Origin of the sequence: Actinoplanes sp. CA-252034 (assembly GCF_050956125.1) — a bacterium.
Lineage (GTDB): Bacteria > Actinomycetota > Actinomycetes > Mycobacteriales > Micromonosporaceae > Actinoplanes.
In genome coordinates this window covers 9,729,025-9,744,499 of sequence record NZ_CP191846.1, presented here as the reverse complement: position 1 = coordinate 9,744,499, position 15,475 = coordinate 9,729,025, and the positions used below count along the sequence as shown (strand labels likewise).

Here is a 15,475-nt window from a genome sequence, read left to right as displayed (position 1 = left end):
CCTAAATGACCTTTTATGGTGTTTAGGTGGTGCGTGTCGTGATCTCGGCTGGCGGGAGTGCGTGGTGCCGGCCCACCACATCGATCCACAGCTGCTCGGCCACCAGCATGGCCGCCTCCCGCTGCCACTGCTTCATGACGTCCCGGGGCACATACCGCTTGAACCACTCGACGGCCAGCCGCGCCTCCCGGCTCGCCCCATCGGTCCGCAGCCGCCGCGCGTACGGGTTCAGGCCGAGCACGCAGCAGAACTGCAGGACGTTGTAATACCGCCACTCCTCGGTCGTCCCGAACGGCCCGGCCGGGCGCATCGACGACACGCACTCACGCAGCACCGCCCGCAGCTCCCGGGCCCGGGCCCGCGGCTGGTCCTCCCGTCCGGCCAGTCGCCGCTCCACCGCCGGCAGGTCGGTCAGCGGGCTGCGGGCCAGCCGGTTCAGATCGCCGAAGTCGTTGATCGCGCGCCGGGTCATCCGCAGGAACTCCGGCTCGCCGATGGTGTTGAGCCTCCGCTGCTCCCGCCGCCGCAGCAGCGCGTCCGCGTTGAGGAAGAGCGCCGACCGGTCGGACCGCAACGGCTGGTCGTCGGCGAGCGCCACCCGGTCCAGCGCCCGGCGCACCTGGGAGCCCAGCCCGGCCAGCGCCGAACCGGCGGCCAGCACGACGAACTGCAGCAGCGCCAGCCCGTCGTGATCCCGGATCAGCCACAGGGTCACACCGGCCGGGATGCCGGCCAGCACCAGGACCGCGAGTTGCGCGACCATCGAGCGCCGCAGGTCGGGCCGCAGCCGCTCACCGGTCTCGCTCGCGTGCGCCACCGCCATCAGGTAGCCGACCACCAGCAGGTCGAGCCCGAGCGCGGCGATCGCGGCGAGCTCGCCGGAGCTGGTGAACAGCAGCAGCACCAGGGCGCCCGTGCACAGCACGGCCATCACGGTGAGGGCGAGCGGCAGCATCTTCGGCGTGATCTGCTCGCGCAGCCGCCACATCAGACTCAGCGCGCCGACCATCGGGGCGAGCACCACGAGCCGGCCCGCCTGCGGCAGAAAGATGATCATCAGCAGGAAGGCGCCGCCGAGGAGCAGGGCGCCCCGGTCGATCGACCGCCGCTCGGACGGGGTCAGCGGCAGCAGCGACACCACGGCCCCGGCCCAGCACAGGGCCGGGATGCAGAGCAGCACCTCGGCGGTGGCGGAGACCGGCCACACGGTCCAGGCGGCGACCCCGAGCGCATACGACACCAGCGCCGTGGCCGTCCACCGCAGGGTGGCCCTGGTCGGATCACGGCCGATCAGGTAGCAGGCGAGCCAGCAACTCAGGGCGAAGGCGGGTACGGCGATCGCGGGCACCCCGAGAGTCAACCAAACAGGTGACGGGTCTCGACAACCCCGGCCCGGTCCCGTCGGCGGCGCCTCCTCCGCCGCACCACCCAGACCGCCGCCCACACCAGCAGACCGAGACCGACCAGGACGAGCACCGGAAGCACGATGGCCAGCACCGACATCACCACACTGCCGATGTCCTCGGCGGTGCTGGCGACCGGCGCGCCGAATCCGGCGGTGGTCACGTTGACCACGGGCCGGGACGCCGCTTTCAGGGTGTGCACCACGAGCGCGATCACCCCGCCCGCGACGACCGGCGCCCACTGGTTCGAGGTGAAGAACGCGCCCGGATCGGCGACCGTGACGGTCTCCGACGCCGAGCCGGCCCCGAACGCCAGGCCGCCCGCGGTCGGCCGGACGAACGTCTGCACGATGTCGTTGACGTGGTCGACCACCGGCACCTTGTCGGCGACCATCTCGATGGCCAGCAGGATCGCCAGGATCGTCAGCGTCCAGCCGTTGGCCAGCCACGACGACCCGGACGGCAGGTCGATCGCCGACGTGTAGCGGGCCAGCAGACCCATGGTCAGCAGCGGAATGTAGGCGTTCAGCCCGGCGGAGGCGGCCAGACCGGTCCCGGTCAATGCTTCTAGCACGATCTCAGGATCGCACCGCCACGCTCGTGCCGCCCGCCGGGCTTCCGCCGGACGTCAGGTACCGTCTCGGGGTGCGCCTGGTCATCGCGAAGTGCTCCGTGGACTATGTCGGCCGTCTCTCCGCCCACCTGCCCCCGGCGGTGCGGCTGCTGATGGTCAAAGCCGACGGGTCGGTGTCGATCCACGCCGACGACCGTGCCTACAAGCCGCTCAACTGGATGAGCCCACCCTGCAAGCTGCAGGAGGCCCCCGGCGTGTGGAAGGTGGTGAACAAGGCCGGCGAGGAGTTGCGGATCACCCTGGAGGAGATCTTCCAGGACTACTCGTACGAGTTGGGTGTTGACCCCGGCCTGGTCAAGGACGGTGTCGAGGCGCACCTGCAGGAGCTGCTGGCCAAGCACCCGGAGACCTTCGGCGAGGGCTTCACCCTGGTCCGCCGCGAGTTCATGACCGCGATCGGCCCGGTCGACCTGCTCCTCAAGGACCCCGAGGGCAAGTCGGTCGCCGTCGAGGTCAAGCGCCGCGGCGAGATCGACGGCGTCGAGCAGCTGACCCGCTATCTGGAGCTGATGAACCGCGATCCGCTCCTCGCCCCGGTCCAGGGCGTCTTCGCCGCGCAGGAGATCAAGCCGCAGGCGCGGGTCCTGGCCACCGACCGCGGGATCCGCTGCGTCGTCGTCGATTACGACGCCCTGCGGGGCATGAAAAAAGACGAGCTGACCCTTTTCTGATCGTACGGCCAGGCAGAGCACCGTTCCCTACACCGCGATGCGGGCGACACTCCCGCCGGTCACCGCGTCTCACGCGCGTGGCCGCCGGTCACCGCCAAAACCGCCGGCCGTCGCCTGACTTCGCCAAACCGCCGGCCGTCGCCTCACTTCGCCAGACCGACGCGGTCGGGATCGGTGGTCCAGGAGACGTAGGCGCGGATGCCGAGGACTGCCACACCGGTCTGGACGGCGATCGCGCTCCACGTGGCCGGTGCACCCTGGAGCAGGCGGATCACCGTGGGCAGGGCGAGGATCAGCAGGTCCAGGCCGGCGAAGGCGTAGACGATCGGGCCGGTCGGGACGGAGCCCATCGGGGTGTCGATCGGGATCAGGTCGTTGCGGACGAAACCGGCCCGGGCCGCCCGGATCGCCGCGGTGCCGCCGATCGCGCCGAGTGCCGGGCCGAGCGCCCACCACTGGCCCGGCGGCAGGGCGCCGGCCGCCTGGAGCAGGCCCAGTGCGACGGTGGCCCAGACGCCGCCGAGGACGGCCGGAAGCCACAGCCGCTGCTGCACGACCTGGCGTGAGGTGAGGCCCAGCATCCGGAGCAGCACCGGGTTGCCGGCGTCGGTCTTGATCGTGGCGGTGGTGGCCTTGGCCGCGATCACCATGCCGGTCAGCAGGGCGATCACCAGCACCCACCGCGGGACGGAGATCAGCAGCAGCGGCAGGGCGGTGGACGCGGCGGTCCACAGCAGACGGGCCGGGCGGCGCCGGGCGAGCAGCAGGTCCTGGCCGGTGAGCGGCGGCAGCCTGCGGGGCAGCCGGGTCGACCGCAGCCGGCGGGACGCCCAGTAGCGGCGCTCCAGCATCCCGGAGAGGAACGACGGCTCGATGCCGTAGACCGAGTCGGCGAGTGTTCCGGCGGTCTTGGCGGACTCGAGGATCGCGTCGTTGGGTGTGCGCGCGAGGTCGCGTACCGCCAAGAAGAACGCCACGATCGTGACCGCACCGATGGCCGTGACCAGGACGGAGGCCGCGGCTTCACCGCCGAGGGCGGGCGGCGTCCAGCCGATCGCCTCGGCGACCAGACCGGCGAGGCCGACGGCGAGCGCGATCCGGGCGACGGTGTCGGTGAGCGACGCGAGTCGCGGCCGCGATTGCGCGGCCGAGGCGAGGAGCGCGAGGAGTACGCCGGCGAGCGCCCCCGTGGCCACCAGGAGGATCGACCCGGTCGCCGCCGTGTTGCCGAGGATGCCGAAGGCCGCGGCGCCGCCGGCCACGGCCGCACCGAGGGCCGCGGCGAACAGTGACGGAGCCAGCAGTCTCGGCCGGCTGACCGGGGCGGTGAGCAGGAAGTAGGCGGCCGGGCGGGTGACCGAGACCGGCCCCAGCCGACGTAGTGCCAGATGGATCAGGCCGGCGCTGCAGGCGGCCGTGGCGGCGGCCCCGACCCCGCTGAGATGGGGCACGAGCGGGCTGAAGACGGCGCGCAAGGTGTCCTGTGCCATCACCGACAGCACGGCGATCGAGAAGATAACCGTGTAGACGGTGGCCAGCGCGTCCCCACGGTCGCGGTGGGAGGCCTGTGCCTTGCGGATCCAGCGGCGGACCGGCCGCAGCGCGACGACGGAGGTCACGGTGTGTCGTCCTCGCCGGCGGTGCCGGTCAGCTGTTCCATCGAGACCAGCTCGGCGCCGGAGGCCACCGCGAACTTGTCGTCGTGGCTCGCCAGCAGCAGCGAGCCGCCGGTGGCCAGGTAGTCGGCCAGCATCCCGGCGACCATCGCCCGGCCCTCCGGGTCGAGGCGCTGCTCCGGCTCGTCCAGGATGAGCAGGGAGCTCGGGCGCAGCAGCACCAGCGCCAGCGTGAGCCGCTGTTTCTGGCCCGACGACAGCGACGGCGGGATCGCGTCGGCGTGCCCGGCCAGCCCGAACCGTTCGAGGGCCTCGTCGATGCCGGACTCGTCCGGGTCCTGGCCGTGCGCCCGGCTCACCAGCTCGGCGTGCTCGCGGGTGGTCAGGCCCGGATACCAGGTGGGCGGCTCGACCGTGGTGGCCACGGCCCGCCAGAAGCCGGGGCTGTCGCCGGGCACGGCACCGAAGACCCGGACGCTGCCCGCGCCGGGCTGCTGCAGACTGCTCACGCAACGCAGCAGTGTGGACTTGCCGATGCCGTTCTCGCCGGTCACGCAGACGCCGGTGCCGGCCGGGACGATGAGCCCCACATCCACCAGCACCGGCGTCGAGCCGTAACTCACGTGCAGACCATCGACCTCGACCGCTGGGTGATCAACCACCCACACAGACTAGGGCTTGCGGCCGTACAGCAGGCGCAGCGCCTTCACGATCTGCTGGACCTGGGCGGGCGTGCGCTCGAAGGTCATGGCGGGCAGCAGCGATGGGCCGCGGCGCACGGTGATCGCCTTCGCCCGGGCGAACTCGCGCAGCCCGTCCTCGCCGTGGATGCGCCCGAAGCCGGACTCGCCGACGCCGCCGAACGGCAGGTTGCCCATGCCGACGAAGGTGAGCGTCCCGTTCACGGCCACCATGCCGGAGCGCAGCCGGCGGGCGATGCGGATCGCGTTCTTCTTGCCGAAGACCGAGCCGCCCAGGCCGTACGGCGAGTCGTTGGCCTTCTGCACGGCCTCGTCGGCGTCGCGGACCTTGGTGATCGTCAGCGTCGGCCCGAAGGTCTCCTCGCGGATCTCCGACGAGTCCTCCGGCACGTCCACCAGCACGGTCGGCGCCACGAACGGCGCCTGCACCGCCTCGGCGCCGCCGAGCACCGCCCGGCCGCCCTTGGCCAGCGCGTCCTCGATGTGGTCGCGGATGATGTCGAGCTGCTTGGGCATGGTGATCGGCCCGATCTCCTCGCCGATGCGCAGCTTGCCGGCCTTGGCCACGACCGCCTCGACGAACCTGTCGTAGACCGGTTCGACGGCGTAGACCCGCTCGATGCCGATGCAGGTCTGCCCGGCGTTGGTCATGGCGCCCCAGACCGCGGCCTCGGCGGCGGCCGTCACGTCGGCGTCCGCGTCGACGATCAGCGCATCCTTGCCGCCGGCCTCCAGCACCACCGGCACCAGGTTCTCCGCGCAGGCGGCCATCACCTTCTTGGCGGTGGCGGTCGAGCCGGTGAACGACACCTTGTTGACCCCGGAGCGGCACAGCGCCCCGCCGACGTCACCGAGGCCGTGCACCGCCTGCAGCACCGGGTGCTCCGGGACCACCTCGGCGAAGGTGTCGGCCAGCCACTGCCCGACGACCGGTGTGTACTCGCTGGGCTTGAAGACGATCGTGTTGCCGGCGGCCAGCGCGCCGCTGATCGGGCCGACCGGCGTGACGATCGGATAGTTCCACGGGCCGATCACGCCGACCACACCGTACGGCTGGTACTCCAGGTGGCCGGAGTGCTCGGCGACCAGGATGCGGGTGCGGACCCGGCGCGGGCCGAGCACCTTCTTCGCGTGGCGGGCCGCCCAGTCCAGGTGCTCGACCGCGGCGACCGCCTCGATCGTGCCGTCGGCCAGGGGCTTGCCCGACTCGCGGTGGACCAGCTCGGCCAGCTCCTCGATCCGCTGGACGATCAGGGAGCGCCAGCGCAACAGCCGGGTCTTGCGGCCGTCGAAGCCGAGCCCCTGCCACCACACGGCGGCCTCGCGGGCCCGGTCGACGGCCGCGATCACGGCCTTCTCGTCGGCGACCGGCACACGGCCGGCCTCCTCACCGGTGGCCGGGTTGGTGGAGATCAGCCAGCCGTCATCGATCACGGGGAGGCCGGGAACGTGAGTCGCCGTCATGTCCCGAGTCTAGGGTGATTGTTACCAGCGAGTCACTACGTACGCTTGACCTCGTGAGCCCCCGCCGTAACCGCCCCCGCCGCCCGTCCGAGGACGAGCCCGGCCCCGACCGTCCCGGGATCACCGAACAGCGCGTCCAGCAGTGGCAGGACGGCGAGTGGATGGTGCGCTCGATCTTCGGGGCGGCGGCCGCCAAGACGTACCGGTGTCCCGGCTGCATGCAGGAGATCCGGCCCGGGGTGGCGCACGTGGTGGCGTGGCCGGCCGACGGCTGGGGCGACATGACCGACCGCCGCCACTGGCACACGGGTTGCTGGCGCGGCCGGGGCCGGCGTGCCCCGGGGGTGGAGCGCTCGCGCAACGCACCCCGCTACGGATAAGCCGGCCGACCGCCCCGTCCGCCGCCCTCGACCAGGAATGAAAGCCTCTCATCATGAGCAACCAGATCCGTGCCAACTCGATCCTGCCGGCCCACCGGGAGGACATCGAGCTGCACACCGCGGACGGCGTCACCCTCGTCGGTGAGCTGGCCCGGCCACTCGACCGCGACCCGGTGGCCACCCTCGTCTGCCTGCACCCGCTGCCCACCCACGGCGGGATGATGGACAGTCACGTCTACCGCAAGGCGGCGTGGCGGCTGCCCGCCCTGGCCGGTCTCGCGGTGCTGCGCTTCAACACCCGCGGCACCGGCAGCGTCCGCGGCACCAGCGGCGGATCCTTCTCGAAGGCGGTCGACGAGCGCTTCGACGTGGCCGCCGCGATCGAGTATGCGGAGTTCGCCGACCTGCCGCACATCTGGCTGGTGGGCTGGTCGTTCGGCACCGACCTGACCCTGATGTACGGTCTGGAGCCGTCGGTCTCCGGCGCGATCCTGCTCTCCCCGCCGCTGCGGTTCTCCCAGCCGTCGCATCTGGAGGCCTGGGCCGAGGACGGCAAGCCGGTCACCGCGCTCATCCCGGAGTTCGACGACTATTTGCGCCCGGCCGAGGCCGCCGAGCGTTTCGCGGTGATCCCGCAGGCGGAGGTCGTCCCGATGCCCGGCGCCAAGCACCTGTGGGTCGGCGACGCCGAGAAGGTCCTGGACGAGATCGTCCGGCGGGTGGCCCCCGATGTCACCACCCCGCTGCCGACGACCTGGGACGGCCCGATGGAGACCGGCGACTCGGCCGCCTACGCCGACCGCACGGTCGCCGCCTTCGCTACCGTTCCTCGAGACTCGGCAGCAGAACCTCCCGCATGATCAGCTGGATGGCGGCCACCATCGGGATCGCGATCAGCGCGCCGATCACACCGAACAGGCCGACCCCGAGCAGGGCCGCCACCAGCGCCGCCACATCGCTGACCCGGACCGAGCGGCGCATCACCCGCGGGTAGATCAGATAGTTCTCGATCTGCTGGTAGATCAGGAAGAAGACCAGGCAGACGACGCCGTCGGTCAGTGACGAGGCCAGCCCGACCAGGCTGACGATCACCGCGCCGAGGGTGGCGCCGATCTGCGGGATCAGGTCGCAGACCGCGACCACGACGGCCAGGGCGAAGGGGTACGCCAACCCCAGCGCCAGTGCCAGCGCGAAGGTGCTCGTCCCGGCCAGCACCGCGATCGCCAGCGCCCCCACCATGTACGCGCCGACCTTGGTCAGGATCTCGTCGGTGAGCAGCGACACCCGCTCCCGGCGGGAGGCCGGGACCAGCCGGTACCCGGTCGCCTTGATCCGCTCGAACGAGGCCATGAAGTAGATCGTCAGCACCAGCACGGTCAGGATGTTGAAGATCGTGCCGAACAGCAGCCGGGCGCCGCCGACCACCCCGCCCAGGGCGTTCGTGATCGTCCCGGCGTTCACCGCGCCCTGCACCCGGTTCGCGATGTCGTAGCGCTGCACCAGCTCGTTGACCGTATGGCTGCGGCGCAGGCTCTCCACCACGTCCGGCGCGTTGTTGATCAGCTCGGTGGTCTGGGTGACCAGCGGCGGGATCAGTGCCACGATGCCGCCGGCCAGCAGCCCGACCACGCTGAGCGCCACGATCGCCACCGCCGGGCCCCGCCGCAGTCCCCAGCGGCGCAGCCGGGTCACCGCCGGGTTGAGGCCGATCGCCAGGAACAGCGCGATGAAGATCAGGATCAGCATCGAGGTCGCGTTGCGCACGCCGAGGAACAGGGCGTACGCCACGATCACGCCGAGCCCGAAGAGGAAACCGAGCAGGAACGGATTACGCCTGCTCAGCGGCGGCCCGGGCTCGCCGAACCTCTTGTCCTCGGGCTCGTCCGCCGGCGGTCTCTCCTCGGCGGGCGGCTCGGCGGGCGGCTCGACAGGCGGCTCGACGGACATCAGACCTCCTCGATCGCCGCAATCGGCGATCGGAGGCTATCGCCGCCGAGCTCCCCTCGCCACCGGGACAACCCTGATGTCACTCCACGTCGGCGGGCACCCGGGTCGGCTGCGGCACCGTCACCTTCGCCGAGGCGGTCACCTTGCCGGGCTGCTTCTCCGCGGGCTGCGGCTGGACCGCCGCCGGCGCCGGCTCCACCTTCTCGGCCGGCCTCTCCTGCTCCTCCGGATCGGCGGCGGCCGCCATCACCGCGGCGGCGGCGAGCTCGGCCACCCGCTTCGCCTCTTTCTGCACCTGGCGGCGAACTTCGGCGGCGCGCCGCTCGGCGGCCTCACCGGCGCGCTGGGCCTCGGCCACCCGCTTCAGCTCCACCTCCAGCTGCTGCTGGGTCTCGGTGAGACGCTGGCGGACCCGCTCGGCCTCCGTCTCGGCGGCCTGCGCCTGCTCCTGCGCCGCCACGCGACGCTGCTCGGCCTGCGCCACCTCGGCGGTGGCGGCCTCCAGCTCCCGGCCGGCCAGGGCGATCTTCTCCTGCTGGGCGGCGATCTCCTTGCGTACGGCCGTCGCCTGATCGTCCGAACGCCGGAGGACCTCCTCGGCATACTTGTCGGCCTCGCTGCGCAGGTCGGCGCACTGCTTCTCGACGCCGGCCCGCATCTGGCCCAGCTCCTCGATCACCGAGTGCCGGCGCAGCGCCAGCTCGTGCTCGACGGACGCCTTCAGATCGGTCAGCTCCCGCTCGGCCTCGGCCCGGTTGGTGGTGATCTCCTGGATCGTCTTCTCCCGGAGCGCCTTGAGCTCCTGCTCGGCCTGCATCCGGGTGGACTGCACGTAGCCGTCCACCTCGGCGCGCGCCCGAGCGGCGTCCTGTGTGGCCTGGTCGACCAGGTGCTTGCCCTCGTTACGGGAACGGGACAGGACCGCCTCGGCCTCCTTGCGCATCTGCTCACCGGCCTGGCGCGCGGCGGCGAGCGCCTTGTCGGAGGCGGCCCGCTTCGCGACGTCGACCTTCTCCTCCTCGGCACGGCGCGCGGCCAGGGCGATCTCGAAGTCGCGGATGGCGTTGTGGGCGTGCGCCTCGGCCTCGGCCCGGATGCGCTCCGCCTCGGCCAGACGGGAGGCGATGTCGTCGGTGGCGGAAGCCTTGATCGCCTCGGCCTGCTCCTCGGCCAGCGCCAGGATCTGCTCGACCCGGGGGCCCAGATGCCGGAACGACACCTCACCGCTGATCCCCGAGTCACGCCGTGCCTGTGTCAGCTCGGCCTGGAGACCCTTTATCTGCGCCGTCATCGCCTGCATCTGCGAGTAGGCCTGCTCACGGTCGGCCAGGAGAGCGGCGATCTCGTTCTCCGCCCGGGCGACGTATCGCTCGACCTGCTTGCGCTCATAACCCCGCAGGGCGGTCTCGAAGCTGGGTTCGGTGGCCGAATCTCCGCCGAGACCGAGAATTTCACCGCCGTGCGACATGCTTTCCATCCTCACATACGCATCGTCCCGTGGCGTGTCGATACACACCGGTTTGGCAGAGACGATGCGGGTAGTTGTGATCTGTCTGACCTCGGCTCGATAAACCCAGGCAAGCGCGAAACGAGTCAGGCCGTACCGGAGAAACTCCGATACGGCCTGATTTCGTCATCGAATGCCCCGGCCGTTGTCAACCGTCGCGCACTCGCGGCGGCTCCGCAACCGGAGAGAGACGAGGGTCTCGGGTCAGGAATTCGTCTTGGCGGCGACCGGCTCGTCCTCGGCGTCCTCGGCCTCGACCTGCTCGGCAGCCCGCTGAACAGGGGCTTCGGCGGGCTTGGCGGCGGCGGCCACGGCAGCCGCGGCGGCCGGCGCGGCAGCGGCGCCACCCACGCCCGGGACCAGGCCGGACAGGCCGGACAGCATCTGACCCAGCTGGTTGGTGACGGCGTCCTTCTGGCGGGTCAGGTCCTCCACCTCGCGGCGGGCCGCCTGGGTGGTCAGCTCGGCCTCCTGGCGGGCGTCGCCGAGAAGCCGGTTGGCCTCCTGGCGGGCCTCGGTGACGGTCTTCTCGGCCAGCGCCCTGGCCTTGTCCACGGTCTCGGACGAGTGGCGCTCGGACTCGATGCGGCGGCTCTCGGCGCGCTGCGAGATCTCCTTCGAGCGGTCCTCGGCGGCGCGGGCCCGCTCCTCGGCCTCGGCCACCATCTTCTGGGTGGCCGCGACCTGGGCGGCGTGCCGCTGCGACTCCTCGGTCTCGGCCTTCTCCCGGCGCTCGGCGATCTCCAGCGCGAGGGCCTGGAGGTCCTTCTCACGCTTGTCGCGGGCGTCGGCGAGCAGCTTGGTGGCCTCGGCGCGCTTCTCCTCGGCCTCCCGGCCGGCCTTCGCGCGAGCCTGGGTGATCTCCCGCTCGGCGGTGGCGCGCAGCGACGCGACCTCCCGCTCCACGGTCGACTTCAGCTCGGCGACCTCGTGCGCGGTCACCGTACGCAACTGCTTGGTCTCGCGGTCGGCGTCCGACCGCAGCGTGTCCGCCTCGCGCCGGGCCTGCACCCGGGCCTCGGCGGCCTCGCGTTCGGCGTGCGTGCGGACCTGGCCGGCCTCACGCTCGGCGGTCGCCTTCATGGCGGCGGCCTCGGCCCGCGCCTTGTCGGTGATCTCCCGGGCCTCGAGACGGGCCGCGGAGAGAATGCCCTCGGACTCCCGCTTCGCCTCGTTACGGTGATCGTTCGCCTGTTCCTCGGCCAGCCGCAGGATCTGCTCCACCCGGGTGCCCAGCCCGGAGAGCGTCGGCCTGTTGTTCTCCTCCAGCAGCTTGTTGCTGTCGGCCAGTTTCTGCTCGAGAGCGTTCAGGCGCTGCTCGGCCTGGCGCAGGCGACGCTGCGCGTCGTTCATCCGCTGCTCGGCCTCGCCACGGGCCGCCTCGGACTGGTTCAGCGCGGCGAGCAGCCGGCCGATGTGTCCGTCGACCTGGTGGCGGTCGTAACCGCGCAGGACGACCGTGAAATCGTGCTGCGAGTTGGCGGTCTCGAAGAAGGCCAGGTTCTGATCCTGCTGCTGGGGCATTGCGCCATCCTGGCGAAGAGGAATCGGACATGCAAGAGCCGACGGGCATCCGGACCGCATCGTAGATCAGCTTCGACCTGGAGCGCAGCCCGCCCCCGGGCCGTTCGGGGAGGACCACCGACCCACCGGCCGGTCCGGCGTCGTCCCGCTGTCACCAGCCCACTCGGGGCTTCGGGGGATTCCGGTCCCACGGCCGGGGTCGTCGGCCCTGCTCAATGGGCCCGATCCTGCCAGGCGGGCGGGTCCGCGTCAGGTCGATTCACCCGCCAGAGGTACGCCTCGAGCCGGCTCCACCAGCTCCACCAGCACCCCGCCGGTGTCCTTGGGATGCACGAAGTTGATGCGGGAGCCCGCCGTGCCACGTTTCGGCGTGTCGTAGAGCAGTCGCAGCCCCCGGGCCCGCAGCGCGGCCGCGGCCGCCTCCACGTCGACCACCGTGTAGGCGAGTTGTTGCAGCCCGGGACCGCTGCGGTCGAGGAACTTCGCGATCGCCGAGTCGGGCCGGGCCGGGGCCAGCAGTTGGAGGCGGGGACCGGTGCCGTCGCCGACCGCGAGCATGGCCTCCCGTACGCCCTGCTCCTCGTTCGTCTCTTGGTGCACACAGTGCAAACCGAAGTTCTCGGCATGGAAGCGGATCGCCTCGTCCAGATCGGCCACCGCGATTCCCACGTGGTCGATCCGGAGCAGCCCCACATCGGAGAATGTGACATTCCCAGCCGCGGTGCCGCCCGATGTGTCGTCAGTCATAAGGCTAGTCTCGGACCTGACCCATCGTTAAGGCCACTCCGGGTGTTCCCCGCGCCCGCTCCCGCAGATCGGATCCCGACCGTGACCAGCTCCGTCATCGTCAGTGGCGCCCGGACCCCGATGGGGCGCCTCCTCGGCAACCTCAAGCACCTGCCCGCCACCGCCCTCGGCGGGCACGCCATCGCCGCCGCCCTCAGCCGGGCCGGCATCGAGCCCGAGCGCGTCCAGTACGTGATCATGGGTCAGGTCCTGCAGGCCGGCTGTGGCCAGATCCCGGCCCGCCAGGCCGCGGTCGCGGCCGGCATCCCGATGACCGTTCCCGCGTTGACCGTCAACAAGGTGTGTCTCTCCGGCCTCGACGCGATCGCCCTGGCCGACCAGCTGATCCGGGCCGGCGAGTTCGACGTCGTGGTGGCCGGCGGCATGGAGTCGATGACCAATGCGCCGCATCTGCTGACCGACCAGCGCGCGGGCCGTAAGTTCGGTGACGTGCTGGTGCGAGACCACACCGCGTTCGACGGCCTGATGGACCCGTGGGCGGGCATCTCGATGGGTGAGTCCACCGAGGCCAGTGGCGCCCGCTTCGGCATCACCCGCCAGGAGCAGGACGCGTTCGCCGCGCAGAGCCACCAGCGGGCCGCCGCCGCCCAGCGGGACGGCCGCTTCGCCGAGGAGATCGCGCCGGTCCCTGCCGGTGGCCGCAACGCCGCCGGGCCGATCGACGGCGACGAGGGCGTGCGCCCCGACACCACCGGCGAGTCGCTGGCCAAGCTGCGCCCCGCGTTCACCCCGGACGGCACGATCACCGCCGCCAGTGCCTCGCCGATCTCCGACGGCGCCGCCGCGGTCGTGGTGATGAGCCGGGCCAAGGCCGAGGAGCTGGGTCTCACCTGGCTCGCCGAGATCGTGTCGCACGGCAACGTGGCCGGGCCGGACAGCTCGCTGCAGTCCCAGCCGGCCAACGCGATCAGGCACGCCCTCGACAAGGCGCACCTGGCCGTCGACGACCTCGACCTGATCGAGATCAACGAGGCGTTCGCCCAGGTGGTCATCCAGTCCGCCCGCGAGCTCAAGGTCGACGAGTCGATCGTGAACGTCAACGGTGGGGCCATCGCCCTCGGCCACCCGATCGGCATGTCCGGCGCCCGTCTGGTGCTCACGCTGGCGCTCGAGCTCAAGCGGCGTGGTGGCGGCCTCGGCGCGGCCGGTCTGTGCGGCGGTGGCGGCCAGGGCGACGCCCTGATCATCAGGGTCCCCGTGGCGTGACGGCTCCGTCATCCCCGCCGGCCGCCGCCTCCCCTGGAGCCGGCAGTGGCGGCCGGCGGTCCCGTGACGTCCCGTCCCTGGTCGCCAGGGCGCGGGAGGGTGACACCCGATCCGTGGCGCGGCTGATCAGCCTGGTGGAGGACGACGATCCCGCCCTGCCCGAGGTGGCCGCCGCGATGGCGCCGCACGCCGGGCGGGCCCGGGTCGTCGGGCTCACCGGCGCGCCCGGCGTCGGCAAGTCCACCACCACCAACGAGCTGGTCCGCGCTCTGCGCGAGGCCGGCAGCCGGGTCGGGGTGCTGGCGGTCGACCCGTCCAGCCCGTTCACCGGCGGGGCGATCCTCGGCGACCGGATCCGGATGCAGGACCACACCGCCGACCCCGGGGTCTACATCCGCTCGATGTCGAGCCGCGGCCGGCTCGGCGGGCTGTCGGCGGCGACTCCGCAGGCGGTCCGCGTGCTGGAGGGCGCCGGCTTCGACGTGATCCTGGTCGAGACGGTCGGTGTGGGGCAGGCCGAGGTGGAGATCGCCTCCCTTGCCGACACCACGCTGGTGCTGCTCGCTCCCGGGATGGGCGACGCGATCCAGGCCGTGAAGGCGGGCGTGCTGGAGATCGCCGACGTCTTCGTGATCAACAAGGCGGACCGGCCCGGCGCCGACGCCACCTACCGTGACATCCAGGGCATGCTCGCCCTCGGCGAGCGCGTCGCGGGCCAGTGGCGGCCCCAGGTGGTCCGCGCGGTCGCCGCCCGGAGCGAGGGCATCGACGACGTGGTGGCCGCCATCGGCAAGCACCGTGAATGGCTGGAGAGCACCGGCAACCTGCGCAAGCGGCGGGAGCACCGGGCCTCGGCCGAGATCTCCGCCCTGGCGCTGGGCACGCTGCAGGCCCGCATCGGTGACCTGCGCGGCGGCACGGCGCTGCCGGCCCTCGCCACCCGCGTCGTGAACGGTGAGATCGATCCGCACGCCGCCGCCGCCGAGCTGCTGGCGGGCCTCCGGGGCGCGCCCTAGCCGAAGCGGGCCAGCGTCTCCTCGATGAGCGTGCGGTCCCAGCGCAGGGTGCCGTCGTCGAGCTCGGTGATCAGGGCACGCAGCCAGGTGATCTCGGCGCGCAGCATGCCGGCCCGGTACTCGTCCTCGATCAGGAACAGCCGGGGCAGTCCGGGCGGGGCCTGCGCGTCGATGGCCGCGACCCGCTCGGTGAGTGCCTCGGCGCGGCGTTCCAGCAACTCGCGGGTCTCGGCCGGGGTCAGCATCGGCAGGAACGCCAGCGCCACCGGGAACTCCGGGAACTCGCGCGCCGGCTCCGGCAGCATCTCCAGCAGCCACCGGCGCAGACTCGCGGCGCCCTCCTCGGTGACCTCGTAGACGGTCCGTTCCGGACGGCCGGCCTCCCGAGCGGTGCCGCCGGGGCGGGCCAGTCCCTCGCGTACCAATCGATCCAAGGTCTGATAGACGCTGTTGCGCTGCGCGACGTTGACCAACTGGTCCTGGCCGCGCTCTTTGATCACCTGCTGCATCCGGTACGGGTGCATCGGCGCCTCCACCAGCAGGGCCAGCAGAACCATCGCCAGGGGAGACCGCTTCATGCGGCACAGCTTAGGGCTTGA

15 protein-coding genes are annotated in these 15,475 nt (G+C 71.9%); 5 read left to right on the top strand and 10 right to left on the bottom strand.

Translation table 11 applies throughout. From position 1 onward, the window contains the following. Positions 1-22 precede the first annotated feature (22 nt). Positions 23-1,360 carry a hypothetical protein gene (locus ACQPZW_RS43930; RefSeq protein WP_433791927.1) on the bottom strand — a complete coding sequence of 446 codons (1,338 nt, stop codon included), beginning with the start codon at positions 1,358-1,360 and terminating at the stop codon, positions 23-25. Then, entirely contained in the window at positions 1,357-1,977 is a 621-nt protein-coding gene (locus ACQPZW_RS43925; RefSeq protein WP_433791926.1) for a DUF4126 domain-containing protein, read from the bottom strand. Before ACQPZW_RS43925 ends, ACQPZW_RS43930 begins: the two co-directional genes overlap by 4 nt. A 71-nt stretch (positions 1,978-2,048) precedes the next feature. Between ACQPZW_RS43925 and nucS the strand changes: the two genes are divergently transcribed. Next, a complete protein-coding gene (gene nucS / locus ACQPZW_RS43920; RefSeq protein ID WP_433791925.1) occupies positions 2,049-2,708 on the top strand; it encodes an endonuclease NucS in 660 nt (219 codons plus the stop codon). A gap of 143 nt (positions 2,709-2,851) precedes the next feature. Here nucS and ACQPZW_RS43915 read toward each other — a convergent pair whose 3' ends face one another. The 3 genes from ACQPZW_RS43915 to ACQPZW_RS43905 are packed head-to-tail and all read right to left on the bottom strand — an operon-like array spanning position 2,852 to position 6,489. Then, on the bottom strand, positions 2,852-4,327 hold the full coding sequence (locus ACQPZW_RS43915; protein WP_433791924.1) for a DUF6297 family protein: 1,476 nt from the start codon (positions 4,325-4,327) through the stop codon (positions 2,852-2,854). Beyond that, complete coding sequence (locus tag ACQPZW_RS43910; protein WP_433791923.1) at positions 4,324-4,986, bottom strand: ABC transporter ATP-binding protein; 663 nt, start codon at positions 4,984-4,986, stop codon at positions 4,324-4,326. The genes ACQPZW_RS43915 and ACQPZW_RS43910 overlap by 4 nt, the downstream gene beginning before the upstream one ends. Positions 4,987-4,995: 9 nt before the next feature. Then, on the bottom strand, positions 4,996-6,489 hold the full coding sequence (locus ACQPZW_RS43905; RefSeq protein WP_433791922.1) for an aldehyde dehydrogenase family protein: 1,494 nt from the start codon (positions 6,487-6,489) through the stop codon (positions 4,996-4,998). Between the two features lie 119 nt (positions 6,490-6,608). Between ACQPZW_RS43905 and ACQPZW_RS43900 the strand changes: the two genes are divergently transcribed. Together ACQPZW_RS43900 and ACQPZW_RS43895 are read left to right on the top strand one after the other, a co-directional pair. Further along, complete coding sequence (locus tag ACQPZW_RS43900; RefSeq protein ID WP_433797805.1) at positions 6,609-6,869, top strand: hypothetical protein; 261 nt, start codon at positions 6,609-6,611, stop codon at positions 6,867-6,869. Between the two features lie 53 nt (positions 6,870-6,922). Next, positions 6,923-7,729, top strand: a complete 807-nt coding sequence (locus ACQPZW_RS43895) for an alpha/beta hydrolase (RefSeq protein WP_433791921.1) — start codon at positions 6,923-6,925, stop codon at positions 7,727-7,729. Here ACQPZW_RS43895 and ACQPZW_RS43890 read toward each other — a convergent pair. From ACQPZW_RS43890 to mce, 4 genes are all read right to left on the bottom strand, one after another. Then, positions 7,689-8,816 (bottom strand): AI-2E family transporter, encoded by a 1,128-nt coding sequence (locus tag ACQPZW_RS43890; protein ID WP_433791920.1) that lies wholly within the window; start codon positions 8,814-8,816, stop codon positions 7,689-7,691. The two genes, ACQPZW_RS43895 and ACQPZW_RS43890, sit on opposite strands and share 41 nt — an antisense overlap. 79 nt (positions 8,817-8,895) lie before the next feature. After that, the gene (locus ACQPZW_RS43885; RefSeq protein ID WP_433791919.1) at positions 8,896-10,284 is read right to left on the bottom strand and encodes a Laminin subunit beta-1; all 1,389 of its coding nucleotides are present in this window, start codon (positions 10,282-10,284) and stop codon (positions 8,896-8,898) included. Between the two features lie 243 nt (positions 10,285-10,527). Further along, entirely contained in the window at positions 10,528-11,847 is a 1,320-nt protein-coding gene (locus tag ACQPZW_RS43880; protein ID WP_433791918.1) for a cell division protein DivIVA, read from the bottom strand. Between the two features lie 249 nt (positions 11,848-12,096). After that, positions 12,097-12,594 carry a methylmalonyl-CoA epimerase gene (gene mce, locus ACQPZW_RS43875; protein WP_433791917.1) on the bottom strand — a complete coding sequence of 166 codons (498 nt, stop codon included), beginning with the start codon at positions 12,592-12,594 and terminating at the stop codon, positions 12,097-12,099. Positions 12,595-12,714: 120 nt separating this feature from the next. Here mce and ACQPZW_RS43870 point away from each other — a divergent pair, with 120 nt between their 5' ends. Beyond that, complete coding sequence (locus ACQPZW_RS43870; RefSeq protein ID WP_433797804.1) at positions 12,715-13,860, top strand: acetyl-CoA C-acetyltransferase; 1,146 nt, start codon at positions 12,715-12,717, stop codon at positions 13,858-13,860. Then, positions 13,857-14,876 (top strand): methylmalonyl Co-A mutase-associated GTPase MeaB, encoded by a 1,020-nt coding sequence (gene meaB / locus ACQPZW_RS43865; RefSeq protein WP_433791916.1) that lies wholly within the window; start codon positions 13,857-13,859, stop codon positions 14,874-14,876. Before ACQPZW_RS43870 ends, meaB begins: the two co-directional genes overlap by 4 nt. Here the strand turns inward: meaB and ACQPZW_RS43860 are convergent. Then, positions 14,873-15,454 carry a PadR family transcriptional regulator gene (locus ACQPZW_RS43860; RefSeq protein WP_433791915.1) on the bottom strand — a complete coding sequence of 194 codons (582 nt, stop codon included), beginning with the start codon at positions 15,452-15,454 and terminating at the stop codon, positions 14,873-14,875. The genes meaB and ACQPZW_RS43860 overlap by 4 nt on opposite strands. Between the last annotated feature and the right edge of the window lie 21 nt (positions 15,455-15,475).